Genomic DNA, 20,870 nt, shown 5'->3' with positions numbered 1-20,870 from the left:
GATAAACAGGGTTGTTTTATAACATCTGCCGGGGAGCCGTTTTATTTATCCTAAACTCGGGTAATAGCGGATAATAACGGCTTAAGGTTTGCAATGTGCGCGCGGCAAGAAGTGTATGCTATTAATGCAATAGGCTGAAATAGCCGAGACAGATAAGCTCGGCTATTTATCGAATGTGTAAGCTTTTAAGCCTTGCAGAATAAATTAACTTGTAGGGTTAGTGTCATCGTTAAGTATTTTTTCAGCAGGTGGTACCGCTACAACTGGGCCTAAAAACCATTCATCAAGTTTTTTGGCAACGTCTGGCAAGCCAGTACCTTTTAGTGATGAAAATGCATGTACCGTAATATCACCATCAAGGGCGCTTAATTCACGGCGAACTTTAAGTACTTGTGATTGACGCGGACCTTGTTTAAATTTGTCTGCTTTAGTTAATAGCGCTAAAACAGGAATTTCACTGCTAATAGCCCAATTAATTAAATCACGGTCTAAATCTTTTAATGGATGACGAATATCCATTAAAATTACAATACCTTTTAAACTCTGACGCTTTTGTAAATATTCGCCTAGCGACTTCTGCCATTTCTTTTTCATTTCAATTGGCACTTTAGCAAAGCCATAGCCTGGTAAATCGATAAGGCGCATGTCATCAACATCAGCAAGTTCAAAGGTATTTATTAGCTGAGTACGTCCAGGAGTTTTACTGGTACGCGCTAATTTTTGGTCGGTAAGTGCATTAAGAGCACTTGATTTACCTGCATTGGAGCGACCGGCAAACGCAACTTCAATTCCCGTATCAGCAGGTAATTTAGTAATGTCTGGAGCGCTTGTAACGAAAGACGCGGTATTATATTTGATACGAGATTTGAGCACGGGCTCTCCTAAAACTTAAAAATGATCACATTGAGCTAAATTCGCTCATGGGGCGTATTTTATACTATAAAGGAGTTATTAAAAAGCTGTTAAACCACCATATACAGCACATTTAAACCAAGTTAAAGCTTAACCTAAGGCAAAACCCTATAAATTATAAGTTTAATATGAGTAGAAAACGTGCCAGAGAATTTATTATCGTGTAGAATATAAAAATCACAACATCCATATTGTAGATGATACAGGGTCGGAAACAGAGAATTCACCATGAAAAAAATAGCACTATCTTTAACTATATTGCTTGGTGCGTTGTCAGCAAGCAACGCAACAGCATTTGAAGGCGATGTAAACGCAGGTAAAGAAAAATCAGTAACGTGTGCGGCTTGTCACGGCCCAGACGGTAATGCACCGATTAATATCTATCCTAAGCTTGCGGGTCAACATGCCGATTATATTTATAAGCAACTTCAAGACTTAAAACTAGGTATGACCTCAGGTGGCAAAAAAGGTCGTATGGATCCGGTTATGAGCGCAATGGCTATGCCATTAAGCGAACAGGATATGAAAGATTTGTCGGCTTATTTTGCATCACTAAACATGAGCGAAGAAGCTACGCCTAAAGACGTAGTTGAAACCGGTAAAATACTTTACAAAGCAGGTGATGCAGATCGTGGTATTCCAGGATGTGCTGCATGTCATGGCCCTCGTGGTAATGGCTCGTCACTTGCAAAATTTCCAAAAGTTTCTTTTCAGCATCCAGGTTACGTTAAAGCGCAACTTGAAAAATTTCGTGATGGCACACGCCAAAATGATTTAAATGGTGTGATGCAAGATATTGCAAAGAAATTAACAGATAAAGACATTGAAGTACTTTCGCAGTACTTAGGTGGCTTACACTAAAGTTGTATTTATTTAATTATTATTAATGTAATAAACTACAATATGTACAAAAAAGCAGCTTAGGCTGCTTTTTTTGTGCTTAAAATTACTTTTATAGTCTTTATTCATGTAAGACATTGACCATGCATAGCTGTGAGATAAGTCTTATTTTAAAAACCATTAAATTGTTAACTTGATGTAATGTAATGGTTTTTGTGTTTTTTGTTATAATCCTTTTAATAAAAGATATATAAATTAGTTGTAACAAAATTATTAACAGGTACATTAACCCCTGTCGCAAAAAACAATAACAAAATGGAATAAGCTATAAGGACAGTAGCGCGACACGACTACATAGCACAAATTGGTGCTAGCAAAGGAAATAACAAAAAAGCGTTAGGAAGACCGAAAATAATAAAAACTCATGGAAGTTTAATAATAAAAACAAAATGGAATGCTACACGGAAGGTAAAAATAATAATAATAGGGATAGGTAAAAATAATAACAATAATAAAGACTAAAAAGTCGAAGGGAGAAGTGTCCAGATAATGGCGCTCAGATTAGTAGGCGGTAGAGATGTTTTCTCTACCGCCTTTTTATTTGTCCTGTTACAATAGCCACCGTTTAAAAACGAGCAGTAAGCTGTTTTAAGCGCTAAATAGAGAAACCCAGCCTCTAAAGCGCAAACTGAATTCTTCTGGCTAGGCCAGCATTGCGATGCCCATTGATTTGCGCCTCGCCCAAAACCTCTTAAGTGAGATGATCAAGATATGAGTAGAACTAAAAAGTCACGCAAAAGCCCAGCAAATGGACCAGTACGTTTAAGCCAAGATAAGCTTAAAGAAATGCGTGCATTAAAAGAGCAACGTGTTAAAAAAACCAAAGGTGCTAAGCCTGGATCTCGTAATACCCCTGAGCTATTAAATGATGATAGCCAAAAAAGTAACACGGGAACTAAAGATAAACGCATTGGCAGTAAAAAACCTGTGCCATTAATAGCTGTTGCAGCTGCACCTAAAGTAGAAATAAAACGTAACTTAAAGCCAACTGTTGAGCTTAAAAAGTCAGCAGAGCCAGAGTTTACGCCTGAGCAAGAGCTAGAAGCACTTGAAAATGATGAGCGCTTACTTAAATTAGTAGAGCGTCATGAAAATGGCGAAATGCTAACGGGTAAAGATGCTAAGTACTTTAATAGTCGTATTGCTCGTCATCAAGCATTGTGTAAATTGCTTGGTATCGAGGATGAAGATGAAGAAGAGTTTGAAGATGACTTTAGCGAAGAAAGTAATTCAGACTTCGATCAGTATTTATCGAACGATCTTGCTAACGAATGGTTAGACGAAGAAGACAAGTAATAAGGGTTATTAAATGAGTACAGCGGTGATCTTAGCCTTATTTGTAGGTGCTGCTATTATAGTGGGCTTAGCATTTTATGCGGGTCAGTTGCTTTATAAGTTAAGCGCGCAAAAAAAACTGATTGTTAAAAAGCAGGCTGAGCAACAGCAAAATCTTAAGCAGTCGCGTTTAAAGCGTAACGCCAAATTAGCCGACAGCATTCATTTAATCGCGCGTGCAATGCATGAACAGCAGTGTGAGTTTTCAGAAGGCTGTTTACGTATTTGGGTACTTATGTCGCAATATGGTTTTGAAGACGAGCAAGATTTAACGACAAAATACTCGGGCATTTATAAAATGTACCAAGTAGTTAAAGAAATGCCGACTCATGATGCGCGTAAAAAATATACCAAAAAAGAAATATTTAAGTTAGATACAGCTCGCTGGCGTGCCGAAGAGACACATAAAGATGAGATTATAGCTGACTGCGCTAAAATTATTATTGAGTTTAAAGCCGCCCCTGGCAGCGAAAACGTGGTATTTAATTAATCAGCGTTTAAATAATTTAAAGCACAAAATACAAAAGCAGACCTCAGGTCTGCTTTTTCGTTTTAAATTTACTACTCGGGCTGAGGGTTAAATAACCCGAGAAAAACGCGTTGCATTTAGCTGTTTTTGTAAGTGAGCGTCAAAGCACATACAAATAATACGAATAAATAAATTACCTCTAGCAGTGACACTAATCATATTATTTTCAATAGTGACCATCCCATCAGCAATTAAAGGCTCAATTGCCGTTAGTGCATCAGCAAAGTAGTGGTTAAAGTTAAGTGCATGTTTGGCACTAAATGCCTCTATATCTAACTCAAACTGGCATATAAGCTGTTTAATTGCATCAGCGCGTATTACATCATCGGCACTTAAGTGCATGCCTTTGGTGATGGCACAGCCGCTTTGCGTTTCTACACTATGATAATAATGCTTTAACTCTTTTTGATTTTGTAAAATGGCAGTGCCAATTTGCGATATAGATGAAACCCCTAAACCTAATAAATCGCAGTTTCCGTGGGTAGTATACCCTTGAAAGTTACGGTGTAATTGCCCCGCATTTTGTGCCACAGCGAGTTCGTTATTAACTTTAGCAAAATGGTCCATACCAATAAATTGATAACCGGCTTGAGTCATTTGCTCTAAGGTGTTTTTAAACATAGTTAGCTTATTGTGTGCACTGGGTAAGTCGGCATCTTTAATTTTACGTTGTGCTGCAAAACGCTCTGGAAGGTGGGCGTAATTAAATACCGAAACACGATCAGGGCTAAGCTCAAGCAACTGCTCTATGGTTTGTTTAAAGCTTTGTGGCGTTTGCAATGGGAGGCCGTAAATCATGTCGGCATTAATCGATTTAAACCCTAATTCACGGGCTTGGGTGATTAACTGCTTTACTGTATCTGCATTTTGCGGACGGTTTACTGCTAGCTGCACTTCATCATTAAAGTCTTGAATACCAAATGATACGCGGTTAAAACCTAAGTTACTTAAATCAACCAACATGTTATCGGCAAGCGATCGAGGGTCAATTTCAATACCACGCTCAGTGGCGTCGGTAAAATTAAAGTGCTGCTCCAAAAGTTTAACTAAACGGCTCATTTGCTGCGTAGTTAAAAAGGTAGGAGTACCACCGCCTAAATGTAGTTGCTCTAGGGTGTAGTCTTTAAATAGAGGTGCTTGAGCTGCAATTTCTATGGCTAAAAAATCAAGGTAGGTGTCGGCTTTTGACTGATGGCGAGTAATAATTTTATTGCAGCCACAGTAATAACAAAGCTGACTACAAAACGGAATATGTATATATAAAGACAATGCACGGCTGTTTGATGACTCAATCGCACTGAGTAAGTCTTGCTGTTGATAGCCCTCAGTTAGCGATAGTGCCGTGGGGTACGATGTATAACGTGGGCCAGACACATTATATTTATTTATTAGGGTTTGATCCCATTTTGGAAGTTTAATCATCACGCGCACCTTGGTATATTATTTAGGTGCTGATTATAAAAAAATGTTTAGCAGGGCGGGTTGATCTACAACAAAAAAAGGTGCCGTAGCACCTTTTTAAAGTATATTTTTTAATCTGTTAGTAAGTAACTTGATGGGCATCTTTCAAATATTGAAATAGCTCTTTGTAACCTCTACCAGGTTTTTCATCTTTCGCTTCTTTAGCTGCATTACGAACTAGCTGGCGCATTTGTTGACGATCAAGCGATGGGAACTGCTCTATAGTCTCATTGATTAGGTCATCACCTTGTTCAATTAGGTCTGCACGTAATTGCTCAATTTTTTTGACCAACACTTCAGCTTGGTTATTTTTATTAAGCATAACATCGATAATTGATCTTATAGCATCGATGTTCTCTACGGTGCGCAGTGTTTTAGCTATGTAGTTTAAATGACGACGATAAGCATCGCTTTTATTGCTAATTTTATCGGCAACAACCATTGCGGCTTTTAAATCATCATTTAATGGCAAGCGCTCACGCTGCTTTTTACCCATTTTGGCAATTTCAGTCCCTAACTGATGAAATTCTTGTGCTTCACGCTTCAGTTCGGTTTTTGAGACATATTCAATTTCTTCTTCAATATCAGCAGGCTTGCTTTTTTTCTTCGCCATGGGGTGCTCTTAAATAAAAATAACTTCTGCCATTATACATGATTATCATACAGAGGAATATTAGCTGATGTGATGCATTGAGTGTGTTAGCATTTAAATATAAAAAATGTGTGCAACATTGCCTTCAAGGCTCAGGACTTAATTTATGAAAAGCCAACAACACGATCCAATTTATTCTCAAATATCTCAAGTAAAAGATGCGGTAGCAGCAGTGCTCGAGCATGCGAAAAAACTCGGTGCCACAGCGGCAGAAGCGGCTATGTCTAGCACTTCAGGGCTGTCGGTTAGCACTCGCATGGGCGAAGTAGAAACCATTGAGTTTAACCAAGATGGCGGTTTAGGCATTAGTGTGTATGTAGGTAATAATAAAGGCTCTGCGTCTACCGCAGATTTAAGCCCTAAAACGCTACGCACTGTGGTTGAAAAAGCCATTGATATTGCAAAATTCACCTCAGACGACCCTTTTAACGGTGTTGCAGATAAAGAGCTACTTGAGTTTGCACCCAAAGATCTCGATTTATACCATCCATGGGATGTAAGCCCAGAGCAAGGTATTGAGTTTTGTCATGCTGCAGAGCAAGCAGCGTTAAATGCGGATGAGCGCATTGTTAACTCAGACGGCGCAAGTTTTTCATCGCACCAAGGTTTGCGTGTTTATGGCAATAGCCATGGTTTAATTGCTGGTTTTCCGCGTACTCGCCACAGCATAAGTACTATGGTAATTGGTAAAGATGGCGAGCAAATGCAACGCGACTCTGCTTACACCGTAGCACGCGATCAAGCTGGTTTAAATGATGCCGCAGCAGTGGGACTTGAAGCCGCAGCCGAAACTTTAGCTAAATTAAATAGCCAAAAATTAGGCACCATGAAAGTACCAGTAATATTTAGAGCTGACATTGCTAATTCATTATTTGGCCATTTAGTGTCGGCCATTGGTGGTGGTGCGCTGTATCGTAAATCGAGTTTTTTACTCGATAGCCTAGGTACACAAGTATTTAGCAATTGCGTAAATATTGCCGAGCGTCCGCATATACTCAAAGGGCTCGCATCGTCGCCGTTTGACAGCGAAGGTGTTAAAACCTTTGATAGAGAAATCATTCAAGGTGGCAAGTTACAAACTTACCTACTTGCAAGCTATGCTGCGCGTAAAATGAATATGACACCAACAGGGCACGCTGGCGGTATACATAACTGGTTAGTTGAGCAAACACATAACGATTTAACCGCGCTACTTAAAACCATGGGCACAGGCTTATTAGTAACAGAGCTAATGGGGCAGGGCGTAAATACAGTAACCGGTGATTACTCGCGTGGTGCGGCTGGTTTTTGGGTAGAAAATGGCGAAATTCAATATCCAGTAAGCGAAATTACCATTGCCGGTAACTTAAAAGATATGTTTAAAGGAATATCAGCTATTGGTGGCGACATAGAGCGCCGTGGTGGCATTCAAACTGGCTCTGTGTTAATTGAACAAATGCAAATAGCGGGCGCTTAGTCACTGCGCTCAGTGTATACTCAAGTCGAGGGTTATTTCGATTTGAGTAACCGCATTATTGAGTTTTTACGAGGTGTTAAATGGCTAAAGACAGGTATGCGCCAAAACCATTAACTGACATTATGGCAGGACTGAATAACCGCTTGTCGGCTTATGCAGGTAAAAGCCAAGCACTCGATACCCAGCAAACCTTACTTAAAGACTTTTTAGGCCCCAAACTGGGTGATAAATGCCGCGTGAGTAACTACCGCGATGGTACTTTAATGATCGAAGCGGTATCTGCGCCTATTGCGCTTAGACTAAATTACTTAAAAATGGATATGCTCTCGCATTTTAGAGCCGCGGGCATGGCAGAGCTTGGGCAAATAAAAATTACCGCTAATCCACAAGCAACACAACGCTTAGGCGCAGTAAGTAAAACCATTAATACCCCAATAACTAATTCTCGTAAAATGAGCGAACAAACAGCCGATTATTTAAATGCCATAGCCGCCTCAGCCCCCCCTTCGCTAAAAGAAAAGTTAGAGCGTTTAGCACTGCACGCAAAGCGTAAAACCTAGCTGCTAATAACTCGTTTATAAGCTCACATAGTTATTGATAGCACTATGTGGGTCACTCATCGCATTAAAATACTTTGTTACATATTCAATTTTATTGTTACCCCAATGGGGTTTATGATAGCTACTTAATACGCCTATTAACTAGGTTGCAGTTGATGCTTATTTCATTAAGTAAAAGTACATAAAATGTCATTACGCAGCTTTATGCTGCTGGTATTTGAATATTAATGAAATAGGTATTTATTTTAACTAACAAACGGAATCCTTATGATTAAAATAACAATGACCGCCGCAGGTATTGCGCTGGCACTTGGGTTGGTTGGTTGTGGTGAACAACAAGAAATTAAAGTAAACGAGACTCCCGCGGTTAGCGCTCCAGTTCCAGCTCCTTTTGCCTTAGGTATTGAGCTGGAAAATATGGATAAATCGGTACGTGCTCAAGATGACTTTTATTACCATGTAAATGGTCAATGGTTAGCTAAAACCGAAATTCCTGGCGATAAATCTAACTATGGTTCGTTTTCGCAATTATATGACGAGTCGCAAAAGGCGATGAAAACAGTACTTGAAAGTGCGGCAGCAAATAGCAATGTTGAAAAAGGCAGTGATGAAGCAAAGTTGGCGGCATTTTATAATAGTTACATGGCAGAAGAAGCGCGCGAAGAACTTGGCATCCAGCCACTTGAGCCATCATTGGCAAGCATTGACGCCGTTAAAGGTAAAAAAGATTTAGTTACTTTAATGGCGCAATTACAGATTAAAGGCGGCGACTTGCCATTTGGTTGGTATGTAAATAATGACGCTAAAAACTCCAGCGAAAATGCATTGTATGCGTATCAAGCTGGGTTAGGTTTACCCGATCGTGATTATTATTTAAAAGATGATGAAAAGTTCACTAAAATTCGTGCTTCTTATCAAGCTTACATTGCTAAAATTTTAGCCAAGTCAGGGGTTGAAAATACAGAGACTGTGGCTAAAAGTGTATTGGCGCTGGAAAAAAACCTTGCTGAGGCGCAGTGGAGTCGAGTAGAGAGCCGTGATGCAACCAAGTCTTATAATAAAATGAGCCTTGCACAAGCAAATAAACTAATGGGTGACTTTGATCTTGCTAGTTACTTTAAAGCGATAGGCATAAACACCGAAGAGTTAATTATTAGCCAGCCGAGCTACTTTGAAAAATTTGCGACTATTTATAAAAACACCGATTTAGCAACATGGCAAAATTACCTTAAGTTTCACTTTGTAAGTAATTACGCTCAGTTACTCGATAAAGAGTTAGTGGACCTTAAGTTTAATTTTTACAGTACAACTTTACGTGGTGTAGAAGAACAAGCACCACTTTGGAAGCAAGCGGTTGATGCTTCAAACAGTGTGCTAGGTGAGATTTTAGGTAAAGTGTACGTTAAAGAGAACTTTCCACCAGAAGCGAAAGCGCGTATGGAAGAGTTGGTTGATAACGTAATTAAAGGCTACGGTGTTGCGATTGAAAATTTAGAGTGGATGAGCCCGGAAACTAAAATTGCCGCTCAACAAAAGCTAGACAAGTTTACACCTAAAATTGGCTACCCAGATAAGTGGAAAGACTACTCAGCACTAGAGATTAACCCTGATGAATTAGTCGGTAACTACATTCGTTATAGCGAATGGGCTTACAGCGATATGATTGCCAAATTGGGTAAACCAGTAGACCGCTCAGAGTGGCACATGACACCACAAACTGTGAATGCATACTACAACCCAGTAAATAACGAAATTGTGTTTCCAGCAGCTATTTTACAGCCGCCATTTTTTAACTTAGAAGCAGATGATGCAGTAAATTACGGTGCTATTGGCGCGGTAATTGGTCATGAGTTAGGCCATGGTTTTGACGACCAAGGTGCTAAATACGACGGCGACGGTAATTTACGTAACTGGTGGAGCGAGTCAGACCTTAAACAGTTTGAACAGCGAACCGCGGCTTTAGTTGCTCAGTATAATGAATACAAACCTTTTACTGATGCTGGCGTAAATGGTGAATTGACGTTAGGCGAAAATATTGGCGATTTAGGCGGCCTTACGGTTGCGCATAAAGCGTATATGCTATCTTTAGGTAACTCTAAGGCTCCAGTGATTGATGGCTACACTGGCGATCAGCGCTTCTTTATGGGCTGGTCACAAATTTGGCGTCGTAAGTATCGTGATGAAGCGTTGCGTAACCGCTTAATGACCGACCCGCATTCGCCTAGTCATTACCGCGTAATTGGTATTTTATCGAATATGCCTGAGTTTTATAAAGCATTTGACGTTAAAGAAGGCGACAAAATGTATATTAAACCAGAGGACCGCGTAAAAATTTGGTAATTTAATTACCTAACTAAAAAGTACCTAACTAGAAAGTACCTAACTAGAAAGTATCTAACTAAAAAGGCCAGCAAGTGTTAACTTGCTGGCCTTTTTGTAGCTGCCTAATAATGGCGGTTTATTGTTATTATTATTTTACTAAAAGAGTATAGCCAAATATTAAGCGTTAAATATATTTCGCTTTTATAGCGCTAATAATATCGACGTTAGCTGCTGGAAACTCGTAGTTATCTAGCTCGTCAATACTTACCCAAGCATTATCTTGCCCTTCTGCGCCATGTGCTTCACCACTAAAGTTACTCACCACATGTACGTTCAGCTTTACCGTTTTATCATCGTAATCGTGTTTTATTGTTAGCAATTCACTGGAACTAAAAATAGTGATGCCAATCTCTTCTTGAAGTTCACGCTTAAGTGCTCTAAATACACTTTCACCGGCTTCAATTTTACCACCAGGAAACTCCCACAAACCTCCTTGATGTTGATCATTTGCCCGCTTGCAAATAAACAGAGCGTTATTTTTTTTAATTACGCCAACAGCCACATTTACAATTATACTAGTCATTTTATCTCCCTTAAACACCATAAAAAAAGCGACGCAAGCGCCGCTTTTTACGAAATTTATTACACTATTGGATTATTTTAATTTACCACAACATTGCTTAAATTTTTGACCTGAGCCACAAGGACAAGGATCGTTACGGCCTACTTTTGGCTCGCTACGTGCCATTACAGTTGCGCTTTGTGGTGCTTCGCCGCCTACATGCTCAACTTCTTCATGCTGATATTCGCGAGGAGCGTTTTCACTTTTACGGTGTTGCTCTTCTACTTTTTCAACATCTTCTTCGGCGCGTACTTGTACTTTGCTTAAAATACTTACTACATCTATTTTTAAGTTTTCTAGCATTTCAGCGAATAGCTCAAACGATTCACGCTTGTACTCTTGCTTTGGATTTTTTTGCGCATAACCACGTAAATGAATACCTTGGCGTAAATGATCCATTGCTGCCAGGTGATCTTTCCAATGCTGATCTAGGCTTTGTAACATAATCGCTTTTTCGAATTGACGTAGTACTGAATCGCCTACCATCTCTTCTTTTTGCTTATATGCTTGCCCAACCGACTCTTCAATGCGCTCACGAAGTTTTTCTTCATAGAGTTTATTGTCATCAGCTAGCCACTGAGTAATTGGCAATTCAATTAAGAAGTCTTGTTTTAAGCGCTCTTCAAGGCCAGGTACATCCCACATTTCAGCCAAGCTTTGCGGTGCAATGTACTGATCAATAATATTACTCAGCACATCACCACGAATAACCGTGATAGTTTCTGAAATATCGCCTTCTTCAAGTAGTTCGTTACGCTGTGAGTAAACCACACGGCGTTGATCGTTTGCTACGTCATCGTACTCAAGTAATTGCTTACGCACATCAAAGTTACGTGCTTCTACTTTACGCTGTGCATTTTCAATCGCACGGTTAACCCATGGATGTTCAATAGCTTCACCGCGTTGCATACCTAGTTTACGCATCATGTTGGTCATGCGCTCGCCAGCAAAAATACGCATTAACGCATCGTCCATCGATAAGTAAAAACGGCTTGAACCGGCATCACCTTGACGACCAGAACGACCACGTAATTGGTTATCTATACGACGAGATTCATGGCGTTCAGTACCAATAATATGTAAACCACCTGCATCAATTACTGCGTCATGGCGTATTTTCCATGCAGCTTTAATTTCAGCAATTTGTTCATCAGTTGGGTTTTCAAGCTTTTCAACTTCGCTGTGCCAGTTACCACCAAGTACAATATCGGTACCACGGCCAGCCATGTTAGTGGCAATCGTTACTGTGCCTGGTAGGCCAGCGTCTGATACGATATCAGCCTCTTGCGCATGAAATTTAGCATTAAGTACGTTGTGCTTAATTTTTTCTTTGCGTAAAAATTGCGATAAATACTCAGAGCTTTCAATTGAAATAGTACCTACAAGTACAGGTTGTCCGCGTTCTTGGCAGTCTTTAATATCAACTAAAATAGCTTCGTATTTTTCTTCTTGCGTTAGGTACACTAAGTCGGCGCGATCATCACGAACCATCGGCTTATTAGTTGGCATAACAACAGTGTCTAGGCCGTAAATAGACTGGAACTCAAATGCTTCCGTATCGGCTGTGCCTGTCATGCCCGCAAGTGTTTCGTATAAGCGGAAATAGTTTTGAAAGGTAATAGATGCAAGCGTTTGGTTTTCGTTTTGAATATTTACGCCTTCTTTAGCTTCAACAGCTTGGTGTAAACCTTCTGACCAACGACGACCTTCCATTGAACGACCAGTGTGCTCATCAATAATGATAACTTCGTTTTCTTTTACAACGTAATCAACATCTCTTTGATAAAGCTTATGAGCACGAAGCGCTGCATAAACATGGCTTAGTAGCGTAATGCTGGCTGCAGAATAAAGCGAATCGCCTTCTGCAATTAAGCCGCGCTCAGTAAGTAGCTCTTCAACTTTAATTTGGCCACGTTCAGTTAAATGAACTTGCTTAGACTTTTCATCAATAGTGAAATCGCCATCGCCTTCAATACCTTCTTCGTCTTCTTTTTCTTGTAGTTCAAGTAAAGGCACCATGGTATTAATTTCAGTGTATAGCTCTGAGCTGTCCTCAGCAGGGCCTGAAATAATAAGGGGCGTACGGGCTTCATCAATTAAGATAGAATCCACTTCATCGACAACAGCATAAAATAATGGACGTTGTACACGCTCATCTATGCTAAATGCCATGTTGTCACGCAGGTAGTCAAAACCAAACTCATTATTAGTACCGTACGTAATATCGGCAACATAAGCTTGTTTTTTCTGCTGTGGCATCATACCCGGTACGTTACAGCCTACTGTTAAACCTAAAAACTCAAATAACGGACGGTTAGTTTCCGCATCGCGTTTAGCTAGGTAGTCGTTCACGGTAATTACGTGTACGCCCTTACCAGTTAAACCATTTAAGTAAGCAGGTAATGTAGCTGTGAGTGTTTTACCTTCACCGGTACGCATTTCTGCAATACGGCCTTGGTGCAGTACCATGCCACCGAGTAGCTGTACGTCAAAGTGACGCATGCCATTTACACGTTTAGATGCTTCACGTACCACAGCAAATGCTTCAGGCAGTAAGTCGTCAAGGCTTTGTCCGTTATCGTAACGTTCTCTAAACTCTGCTGTTTTCGCTTTTAAGTCGTCATCAGAAAGCGCTTCTAATTGCGTTTCAAGTGCATTGATCAGTGCGACCGTCTTTCTTAGGTTTTTAATAGTGCGGTCATTGCGACTACCAAAAATCTTGGTAAATAAATTAGATATCATGATAAAACCGTTACAATGTATTTTTTTGCCAGCCGTACATCGGCTAACCCATTTTTAACAATTGATAATTAATGTATTCTTTAAAGTAACACCGAGGACACATTAATTAGCAATTTTGTATTAAACCGTTCAAAAAGCACTGTTTATTACGTGTGCTACTATACCAGACTCTGCTAAACAACAAACCATCTCACTAAAAAGATATGGATTAAAAACAGAAAAACTTAATCTAGTACATAAAATTGCTATATATTTTTATACGAGGTGAAAACTGCTAGCAAAGCTAGTGATATTAAGTAAGTTTCCACTTTGAAATATCAACAGTCACTCAAAGATATGGTGCTGAATAAATTAAAAACAAGGGGGGGATAAGCGCTTAAAGTTTATCCTCAAGCGCTTAAATATAAGTAGCCGGCGTTTATAGTTTAAACTGGTTTACCGTTTTATTTAATGCCCCTGCAAGGTCACTTAAATCATGTGCTTCATTGGCAAGTGTATGTGCATGCTCTGCGGTACTATTAACTAAACTATTAATAGCACTAAGGCTGGTATTAATATCTTCTGCTACTACCGTTTGTTGCTCGGTAGAGGTGGCAATTTGATGACTTTGATCTTGTACTTTAGTTACCGACAGGGCAATGCTTTGTAGTGAGCTAAGTACTTCTTTTGTTTGCAACACAGAGTCCTCGGTTTGTTTTTGCCCTTGTAGCATCATACTAGAGGCTTGCTGAGCAATTTGCTGTAAACGGGTAATCATATTGCGAATATCGTCGGTTGACTCTTGTGTACGGCTCGCCAACGAGCGAACTTCATCGGCAACAACGGCAAAGCCGCGGCCATGTTCTCCGGCGCGGGCCGCTTCTATGGCTGCATTAAGCGCGAGTAAGTTGGTTTGATCGGCAATTGAGTTAATTACATCAACCAATGCGCCTATGTTATTACTTTCTTGCTCAAGCCCGGCAACCACCTTAGAGGCTTCGCCAATATGTTCAGCCAGCGCACTCATTACACTTTGTGCTTGGCTTGAGCGGCTTGCACCATCGGCAGTAATTGCTTGTACTTCTTCTGCTGCGGTATTTGTTTGCTGTGCGTTACGTGATATTTCTTGCACGGTAGTGGCCATTTCTGTCACTGCGGCACTAACACTATCTACTTGTTGTTTTTCTTGCTGAATTTCTGAATTCGTTTGTTGCGATACCGTTTTAAGCTGATCGGCAGCGGCACTTAATTGCTCAGCTTGTGCTGCGGTGTCTAGCATCATCGCTCGCAACTTATCAATAAAGGTATTCATATGATTAGCCAGTTGGCCTACTTCGTCTTGGCTATCAATATTAATTTTTTGGGTTAAATCACCCTCGCCAGAAGCAATGTCGCGCATAATATGCGTGAGTGTAGTGATTGGTTTTGAAATCATATGGGTGGCCCATAAAATCATTGCTAAAATAATCACTAAAATAATGATAACGGCGGTTGTAGTGGTTGTAACCGCAGCATTTACCGGGGCTTCAATCATACTGGTTGGAATTAATAAACCCACATACCAATCTAAATGAGGCTGCTCTAATTGTAGGCGGTTATAAACCACATAAAATTGCTCGCCTTTAAGCATAACAGTTTGGCTACCCGCGAGGTTATTTTGCATTGCACTGTTAAGTGTTTTAAACCCTGAGGTATTATTAAATTGTTGTTCAAGCGCATCGAGTCCGTCTTTACCGTTAGGGCCTTCGTCGGTGACAGAGAGTTTATGCCCAGATGCTTTTGAAAAGTGCACAACTTTTTGTTGATCATCTAATAAAAAGCCATAGCCTTGGCCGTTAAAGCGAATGTTTTCGACCATGTCGTTAATTTTATTAAGTTGTAAGTCAACGCCGCCCACACCAATTAATTTGCCTTGTGGGTTATAAACAGGTTGTTGTACAACTGCTGAGGCATCGCCGGTGGTTAAGTCTACCGAAATAGGGCCTACGTAAAGCTTATTAATTTGCATTGCTTCTTGCCACCAACCTCGTTTGTACGCGTAGTAAGGTTCGCCATTATAATATGCAGTACGTTCGTTTTCTTTAAAGTACTCGCCGGTAGTGGCTGAGGCAAAAAAAGCAGATAAAATATTTTCATCATTTGCACTTATGCGTACAAAGTCTTGATTTATAGCCAAGTAGCCGTTGGCATTTTCTAGGGCTTGATCGCGCTTATCCCACGCGGTAAAAAAATTCACCAAATGCGGATTATTAATAAAGGTGGCAACTACTTTACCGTATGTAGCAAAGTAACTTTGCATTGATAATTGCTCGCTTTGTAAGTAGCTTTGAGCCTCACGCTCTATATTAACTCTGGATAGTTTGGCAATATGGTTAACAAAAAAAGTAGAGGCAATGAGCAGTAAAATAGTAATTGTTCCGCCAATCAATAATAATATTTTTTTTCTTAATGATAAGTTATTTAGCATAAGTGCACATGTTGTTATTGTTTTTGTAACAGATATCTAAGCATATTTAATTTTAGAACTCTATGAAATGAGTTAAGAATTATACATTTAAATAAACGGGGTCATATAAATTGAATCATCAGAGTAACAACTTAGTGGTACTAGGCGCGGGCTGGCTAGGCAGTGCTTTATGCGTTAATGCGCAGCAAGCAGGTTGGCAAGTGCAGGGTACACACCGCTCAGCAGTGCATGAGCATGATTTTGAGCGTCAGTTTTTGCTAGAAAATGGCCAGTTAACGCATCAAATTGATTTACAAAATGCCTACTGGGTGTGCGCTATTCCTCCACGTAGTCGCCATAGTGAAAACAATTATGCGCAAACATTAACGGCAGCACTTACACTGGCAAAAAAACTGAATGCTAAGGGCTTTTTACTTTGCTCATCAACGGGAGTGTACGATCAAGAACCAGGTGTATATAGCGAAAGCAGCGATATTTCGTGTACAAACGAGCGACAAATAAAGCTATATGAAGCTGAAGAGCAAGTACTAGAGCAAAACGGTAAAGTGCTGCGCTTAGCCGGTTTAGTTGGACCCAATAGAGAGCCGGGGCGTTTTATTGCAGGTAAAGAGCTAAATACCTCTGCCGAGCAAGTCGTTAATATGGTGCATCAGCAAGATGTGATTAACGCTATTTTTGCGGTGCTTGAGCATTGGCATCAAGGGCAGAGTATTTATAATGTGGTTAACCCGTCGCATCCTTGTAAGCGCGATTACTATGCGCAAAAGTGCCAACAACATGGCGGCGAAATGCCACGCTTTACGGGAACAGATACGGCTGAGCGCAAAGTGCTTGGCTCAGCCATTGAGGCGTTAGGGTTTAGTTACCAATACGCAATTTAATAAGATACTAAGCAGTCACCCTCAATAAAGTTGCATAACTTGCCTGCGTTTAATAACGCATTTGCAGCTTCAATATCGGGGGCAAAGTAACGGTCTTTATCGTAGTAGCTTACATGCTCGCGCAGTAAGCTTTTAGCACGCTCTACTTTAGCAGCAGCTGTAAGCTTCTTTCTAAACTCTAACCCCTGCGCGGCCGCTAACCATTCAACAGCAAGTACGCCTTGGGTGTTATCGGCCATTTCCTTCAAGCGCCTTGCCGCAAAAGTGGCCATAGACACATGATCTTCTTGATTCGCCGAGGTTGGCAAACTATCTACAGAAGCTGGGTGGGCAAGTGATTTGTTTTCAGATGCCAGGGCTGCGGCAGTTACTTGGGCGATCATAAAGCCTGAGTTTACGCCGCCATTTTCAACTAAAAAAGGCGGCAATTTAGATAGGCTAGAGTCAATTAGTAAAGCAATTCGGCGCTCGGCAAGTGCGCCAATTTCAGCAATGGCAATTGCTAAGTTATCGGCGGCCATTGCCACCGGCTCTGCATGAAAATTACCGCCAGAAATAATATCACCCACATCAGCAAATACCAGCGGGTTGTCGGTTACGCCGTTAGACTCACATAATAAAACTTCTGCCGCCTGGCGAATTTGGGTTAAGCAAGCACCAAGCACTTGTGGCTGACAGCGTAAAGAGTAGGGGTCTTGTACTTTTTCACAATTTACGTGTGATTCACTAATTTGTGATTGTGGACCTAGCAAGGCTCTAAATATAGCTGCAGTATCTATTTGCCCTTGTTGGCCTCGAATTTCATGAATACGCGCATCAAATGGTGCTCGGCTGCCCATGGCCGCTTCAATACTCATAGCGCCAATTACGCAGCTTTGTGCGTATAAATCCTCTGCTCTAAATAGCCCTTGTAATGCAAAAGCAGTCGAGGCTTGGGTGCCGTTTAAAAGGGCTAAGCCTTCTTTAGCGGCTAAGGTAAGTGGTTTTAGCCCCGCAATTTTAAGCCCTTGCTCGGCACTCATTATTTGCCCTTGGTGGCGCATGTGGCCTTCGGCTAGTAACGGCAAGCACATATGAGCAAGCGGTGCTAAATCGCCCGATGCACCCACCGAGCCTTTTTTAGGCACGCAAGGGTATACTTGGCTATTAAGCAACTGGATAAAAAATTCAATGACCTGCAAACGAATACCAGAATAGCCACGCGACAGTGAATTAATTTTTAAGGTGATCATTAAGCGTACGGTACTGTCATCCATATACTCGCCAATACCTGCCGCATGCGAAAGTACAATAGAGCGTTGTAATAGCTCTAGTTCGTTATCGGCAATTTTGGTGTTAGCTAATAAGCCAAAACCGGTATTAATACCATATACAGTGCGGTGCTCGTTAATTACGTTTTGCACTGTTTGTGCGCTGGCAGCTATTTGCGACTCGGCATGCTTTATAAGGCTCAATTTTACCGGTGAATTATTAATTTTTCTTAGTGTGTTTAAATCAAGCGAGCCGGGGGTGAGAGTTAGTTCAAGCATGATCATTCCTCGTTTAACATTGGTAAGTCTAGGTTTTGCTCTTTTGCACAATTTTTTGCTATATCGTAGCCTGCATCCGCGTGGCGCATAACTCCAGTTGCAGGGTCGTTCCACAGTACGCGGGCAATACGCTGTTTTGCTTCGTCGCTGCCGTCAGCCACAATAACTACGCCTGCATGTTGGCTAAAGCCCATACCTACGCCACCGCCATGGTGTAGCGATACCCAAGTTGCACCACTGGCTGTGTTAAGAAGTGCATTGAGTAATGGCCAATCAGATACCGCATCAGAGCCATCTAGCATAGCTTCGGTTTCGCGGTTAGGGCTAGCAACCGAGCCAGAGTCGAGGTGGTCGCGACCAATAACAACCGGGGCTTTAAGCTCGCCATTTTTAACCATGTTGTTAAAAGCGAGTGCAAGACGGGCTCTGTCTTTTAATCCTACCCAGCAAATACGCGCCGGTAAGCCTTGAAACTGAATACGTTCACGCGCCATATCAAGCCAGTTATGTAAGTGTGCGTCATCGGGGATTAACTCTTTAACTTTGGCATCGGTTTTATAAATATCTTCGGGGTCGCCCGACAGTGCCACCCATCTAAATGGGCCAATGCCTTCGCAAAATAAAGGGCGAATATACGCAGGGACAAACCCCGGAAAATCAAACGCGTTACTTACTCCTTCATCAAATGCCATTTGCCGAATATTGTTGCCATAATCAGTGGTAGCAGCGCCCGCTTGTTGCAGCGCGAGCATAGCTCTTACTTGCACAGCCATTGATTGCTTAGCTGCAGTTACAACCGCTTTTGGGTCTTGTTCGCGCATTTTAGCTGCATGTTCCATGCTCCAGCCTTGCGGTAAATAGCCATTTAGCGGATCGTGTGCTGAGGTTTGATCGGTGACCACATCGGGAGTAACGCCACTTTTAACTAAAGTGCTAAACACATCGGCAGCATTACCAAGTAACCCGACTGAAAGAGCGTCACCTTTTACGCACGCATTAGTTATAAGTTGTAGCGCGTGTTCAAGGTTGTTGGCTTTAATATCTACGTAACCGGTTTTTATTCTAAAATCGATACGGGTTTCATCACATTCCACCACTAATGCACAAAAGCCTGCCATAGTTGCAGCAAGAGGTTGTGCGCCGCCCATGCCACCAAGCCCGCCAGTTAATACCCATTTACCTTTAGCACTGCCAGCAAAATGTTGTTTAGCCATGGCCACAAAAGTTTCGTAAGTGCCTTGCACTATGCCTTGTGAGCCAATGTAAATCCAAGATCCCGCGGTCATTTGCCCGTACATCATCAAGCCCTTTTTATCGAGCTCGTTAAAGTGCTCCCAATTAGCCCAGTGCGGTACTAAGTTAGAATTAGCTATGAGTACTCGCGGCGCATTACTGTGGGTTTTAAATACCCCTACAGGTTTACCCGATTGTACGAGTAGCGTTTCGTCATCTTCGAGTCTATCGAGAGTTGCTATAATTTTGTCGTAACTTGGCCAGTCACGTGCAGCGCGACCAATGCCGCCATAAACAACTAATGCATGGGGATGCTCTGCAACGTCAGGGTCTAAGTTATTCATTAACATGCGTTTAGCGGCTTCGGTTTGCCAACTTTTAGCGCTAATTTTATCGCCGTGAGGGGCGCGTATTGTGCGGTTGTTGTCGAGTCGATTGTTCATATTTACTCCTGTTGTAGTTTTTAATTATTATTTTAAAAAGTTAAGTGACCACCTAAACGATACTTACTCCCAGGTGAAACAAGTCGGGCATAACTCACAATGCCGTTGCTTGACCAAGTACGGCGAATGAGTTGCAGGCAAGGTTCTTGACTCGATAAGTTAAGCCACTGGCACATTTGTTTATTGGGCATAATGGCTTCCACCGTATGCGTTGCTTGGGTAAGCGGGGCTACATTCGATAAGTACTCATGTGGAGTAAGTAGCGTAAAATTTTGTTGTAAGTACTGCGTGGCAAAAGTGGGATTTACAAAGCGCTCCTCTATTTGCAGTGGTTTAGTATTTTCGTTATGCAGCAATACACTGCGATACACAGTGCTGTTAACTTTAATACCCAGTGCAATGGCAATACTAGTGATTGCGGGTAGCGACTCAAGGGCCAATACCGTACAGCTATAATTACCATTGCGTTCTTTTACTTCATCGGCAATATTTTTAATTTCAAGCAATGACGACTGCGATTTAAAGCTAGCAACAAAGGTGCCTAACCCTTGGCTGCGAGTTAAAATTCCCGCCTCGGTTAGCTCGCTTAATGCGCGTCGAGCGGTCATACGGCTTACAGAAAATTGATTGCTTAGCTCGTTTTCAGAAGGCACACGCTGGTTTTCTTGCCATGTAGCACTGCTAATTTTATCAACTATAAACTGTTTTATTTGTGCAAATTTAGGCGTTGTCATGGTGTATTTAATTGTATTAAAAATAAACTATAAGATTAAGATGGCATAATTGCCTTGTATATACAAGGCGGGTTGTTAGACTATATTTTAGTCATTATAAAAAACACAAGGGC

Annotated in this window: 16 protein-coding genes; 7 read left to right on the top strand and 9 right to left on the bottom strand. The window is 41.2% G+C overall.

Features of this window, described 5'->3' with window-relative positions:
* Positions 1–204: 204 nt before the first annotated feature.
* The gene (yihA, locus tag AAEZ18_RS04540; RefSeq protein WP_011329396.1) at positions 205–873 is read right to left on the bottom strand and encodes a ribosome biogenesis GTP-binding protein YihA/YsxC; all 669 of its coding nucleotides are present in this window, start codon (positions 871–873) and stop codon (positions 205–207) included.
* A gap of 267 nt (positions 874–1,140) precedes the next feature.
* Between yihA and AAEZ18_RS04535 the strand changes: the two genes are divergently transcribed.
* From AAEZ18_RS04535 to AAEZ18_RS04525, 3 genes are all read left to right on the top strand, one after another.
* The gene (locus AAEZ18_RS04535; protein WP_011329395.1) at positions 1,141–1,773 is read left to right on the top strand and encodes a c-type cytochrome; all 633 of its coding nucleotides are present in this window, start codon (positions 1,141–1,143) and stop codon (positions 1,771–1,773) included.
* Between the two features lie 750 nt (positions 1,774–2,523).
* On the top strand, positions 2,524–3,108 hold the full coding sequence (gene yihI / locus AAEZ18_RS04530) for a Der GTPase-activating protein YihI (protein WP_011329394.1): 585 nt from the start codon (positions 2,524–2,526) through the stop codon (positions 3,106–3,108).
* 13 nt (positions 3,109–3,121) lie between these two features.
* A complete protein-coding gene (locus AAEZ18_RS04525) occupies positions 3,122–3,637 on the top strand; it encodes a DUF2489 domain-containing protein (protein WP_350594882.1) in 516 nt (171 codons plus the stop codon).
* An 87-nt stretch (positions 3,638–3,724) separates the two neighbouring features.
* Here the strand turns inward: AAEZ18_RS04525 and hemN are convergent, their stop codons facing one another.
* Entirely contained in the window at positions 3,725–5,098 is a 1,374-nt protein-coding gene (hemN, locus tag AAEZ18_RS04520) for an oxygen-independent coproporphyrinogen III oxidase (protein WP_350594885.1), read from the bottom strand.
* Between the two features lie 118 nt (positions 5,099–5,216).
* A complete protein-coding gene (gene yjgA, locus AAEZ18_RS04515; RefSeq protein WP_011329391.1) occupies positions 5,217–5,750 on the bottom strand; it encodes a ribosome biogenesis factor YjgA in 534 nt (177 codons plus the stop codon).
* A 145-nt stretch (positions 5,751–5,895) separates the two neighbouring features.
* On the opposite strand from yjgA, the gene pmbA reads away from it, so the two are divergent.
* From pmbA to AAEZ18_RS04500, 3 genes are all read left to right on the top strand, one after another.
* On the top strand, positions 5,896–7,245 hold the full coding sequence (gene pmbA / locus AAEZ18_RS04510; RefSeq protein ID WP_350594887.1) for a metalloprotease PmbA: 1,350 nt from the start codon (positions 5,896–5,898) through the stop codon (positions 7,243–7,245).
* 80 nt (positions 7,246–7,325) lie between these two features.
* Complete coding sequence (locus AAEZ18_RS04505; RefSeq protein WP_011329389.1) at positions 7,326–7,805, top strand: DUF721 domain-containing protein; 480 nt, start codon at positions 7,326–7,328, stop codon at positions 7,803–7,805.
* A gap of 267 nt (positions 7,806–8,072) precedes the next feature.
* Positions 8,073–10,145 carry a M13 family metallopeptidase gene (locus AAEZ18_RS04500; RefSeq protein ID WP_350594889.1) on the top strand — a complete coding sequence of 691 codons (2,073 nt, stop codon included), beginning with the start codon at positions 8,073–8,075 and terminating at the stop codon, positions 10,143–10,145.
* 166 nt (positions 10,146–10,311) lie between these two features.
* Here the strand turns inward: AAEZ18_RS04500 and mutT are convergent, their stop codons facing one another.
* The 3 genes from mutT to AAEZ18_RS04485 form a co-directional block, all read right to left on the bottom strand.
* Entirely contained in the window at positions 10,312–10,710 is a 399-nt protein-coding gene (mutT, locus tag AAEZ18_RS04495) for an 8-oxo-dGTP diphosphatase MutT (protein WP_011329387.1), read from the bottom strand.
* 72 nt (positions 10,711–10,782) lie between these two features.
* On the bottom strand, positions 10,783–13,491 hold the full coding sequence (gene secA, locus AAEZ18_RS04490) for a preprotein translocase subunit SecA (protein WP_089368818.1): 2,709 nt from the start codon (positions 13,489–13,491) through the stop codon (positions 10,783–10,785).
* A 418-nt stretch (positions 13,492–13,909) separates the two neighbouring features.
* A complete protein-coding gene (locus AAEZ18_RS04485) occupies positions 13,910–15,937 on the bottom strand; it encodes a methyl-accepting chemotaxis protein (RefSeq protein WP_089368817.1) in 2,028 nt (675 codons plus the stop codon).
* Positions 15,938–16,047: 110 nt separating this feature from the next.
* Between AAEZ18_RS04485 and AAEZ18_RS04480 the strand changes: the two genes are divergently transcribed.
* Positions 16,048–16,818, top strand: coding sequence for an NAD-dependent epimerase/dehydratase family protein (locus AAEZ18_RS04480; protein ID WP_041454596.1), 771 nt, complete (start codon positions 16,048–16,050; stop codon positions 16,816–16,818).
* Here the strand turns inward: AAEZ18_RS04480 and hutH are convergent.
* Genes hutH through hutC form a run of 3 tightly spaced genes read right to left on the bottom strand, consistent with a single transcriptional unit; the run spans position 16,815 to position 20,757 of the window.
* The gene (gene hutH / locus AAEZ18_RS04475; protein ID WP_179808237.1) at positions 16,815–18,347 is read right to left on the bottom strand and encodes a histidine ammonia-lyase; all 1,533 of its coding nucleotides are present in this window, start codon (positions 18,345–18,347) and stop codon (positions 16,815–16,817) included. The two genes, AAEZ18_RS04480 and hutH, sit on opposite strands and share 4 nt — an antisense overlap.
* Before the next feature lie 2 nt (positions 18,348–18,349).
* Entirely contained in the window at positions 18,350–20,023 is a 1,674-nt protein-coding gene (gene hutU, locus AAEZ18_RS04470) for a urocanate hydratase (protein WP_089368815.1), read from the bottom strand.
* 32 nt (positions 20,024–20,055) lie between these two features.
* A complete protein-coding gene (gene hutC / locus AAEZ18_RS04465) occupies positions 20,056–20,757 on the bottom strand; it encodes a histidine utilization transcriptional repressor HutC (RefSeq protein ID WP_350594891.1) in 702 nt (233 codons plus the stop codon).
* Positions 20,758–20,870: the final 113 nt, after the last annotated feature.

Origin of the sequence: Pseudoalteromonas sp. 19-MNA-CIBAN-0066, assembly GCF_040308705.1 — a bacterium.
Lineage (GTDB): Bacteria > Pseudomonadota > Gammaproteobacteria > Enterobacterales > Alteromonadaceae > Pseudoalteromonas > Pseudoalteromonas nigrifaciens.
This window is presented reverse-complemented; position numbering and strand designations above follow the sequence as displayed.

What these genes read in the sequence shown, in the direction of transcription:
- AAEZ18_RS04535 (WP_011329395.1), top strand. Translation starts at nt 1,141, where the DNA reads ATGAAAAAAATAGCACTATCTTTAACTATATTGCTTGGTGCGTTGTCA.
- yihI (WP_011329394.1), top strand. Translation starts at nt 2,524, where the DNA reads ATGAGTAGAACTAAAAAGTCACGCAAAAGCCCAGCAAATGGACCAGTA.
- AAEZ18_RS04525 (WP_350594882.1), top strand. Translation starts at nt 3,122, where the DNA reads ATGAGTACAGCGGTGATCTTAGCCTTATTTGTAGGTGCTGCTATTATA.
- hemN (WP_350594885.1), bottom strand. Translation starts at nt 5,098, where the DNA reads ATGATTAAACTTCCAAAATGGGATCAAACCCTAATAAATAAATATAAT.
- yjgA (WP_011329391.1), bottom strand. Translation starts at nt 5,750, where the DNA reads ATGGCGAAGAAAAAAAGCAAGCCTGCTGATATTGAAGAAGAAATTGAA.
- pmbA (WP_350594887.1), top strand. Translation starts at nt 5,896, where the DNA reads ATGAAAAGCCAACAACACGATCCAATTTATTCTCAAATATCTCAAGTA.
- AAEZ18_RS04505 (WP_011329389.1), top strand. Translation starts at nt 7,326, where the DNA reads ATGGCTAAAGACAGGTATGCGCCAAAACCATTAACTGACATTATGGCA.
- AAEZ18_RS04500 (WP_350594889.1), top strand. Translation starts at nt 8,073, where the DNA reads ATGATTAAAATAACAATGACCGCCGCAGGTATTGCGCTGGCACTTGGG.
- mutT (WP_011329387.1), bottom strand. Translation starts at nt 10,710, where the DNA reads ATGACTAGTATAATTGTAAATGTGGCTGTTGGCGTAATTAAAAAAAAT.
- secA (WP_089368818.1), bottom strand. Translation starts at nt 13,491, where the DNA reads ATGATATCTAATTTATTTACCAAGATTTTTGGTAGTCGCAATGACCGC.
- AAEZ18_RS04485 (WP_089368817.1), bottom strand. Translation starts at nt 15,937, where the DNA reads ATGCTAAATAACTTATCATTAAGAAAAAAAATATTATTATTGATTGGC.
- hutH (WP_179808237.1), bottom strand. Translation starts at nt 18,347, where the DNA reads ATGCTTGAACTAACTCTCACCCCCGGCTCGCTTGATTTAAACACACTA.
- hutU (WP_089368815.1), bottom strand. Translation starts at nt 20,023, where the DNA reads ATGAACAATCGACTCGACAACAACCGCACAATACGCGCCCCTCACGGC.
- hutC (WP_350594891.1), bottom strand. Translation starts at nt 20,757, where the DNA reads ATGACAACGCCTAAATTTGCACAAATAAAACAGTTTATAGTTGATAAA.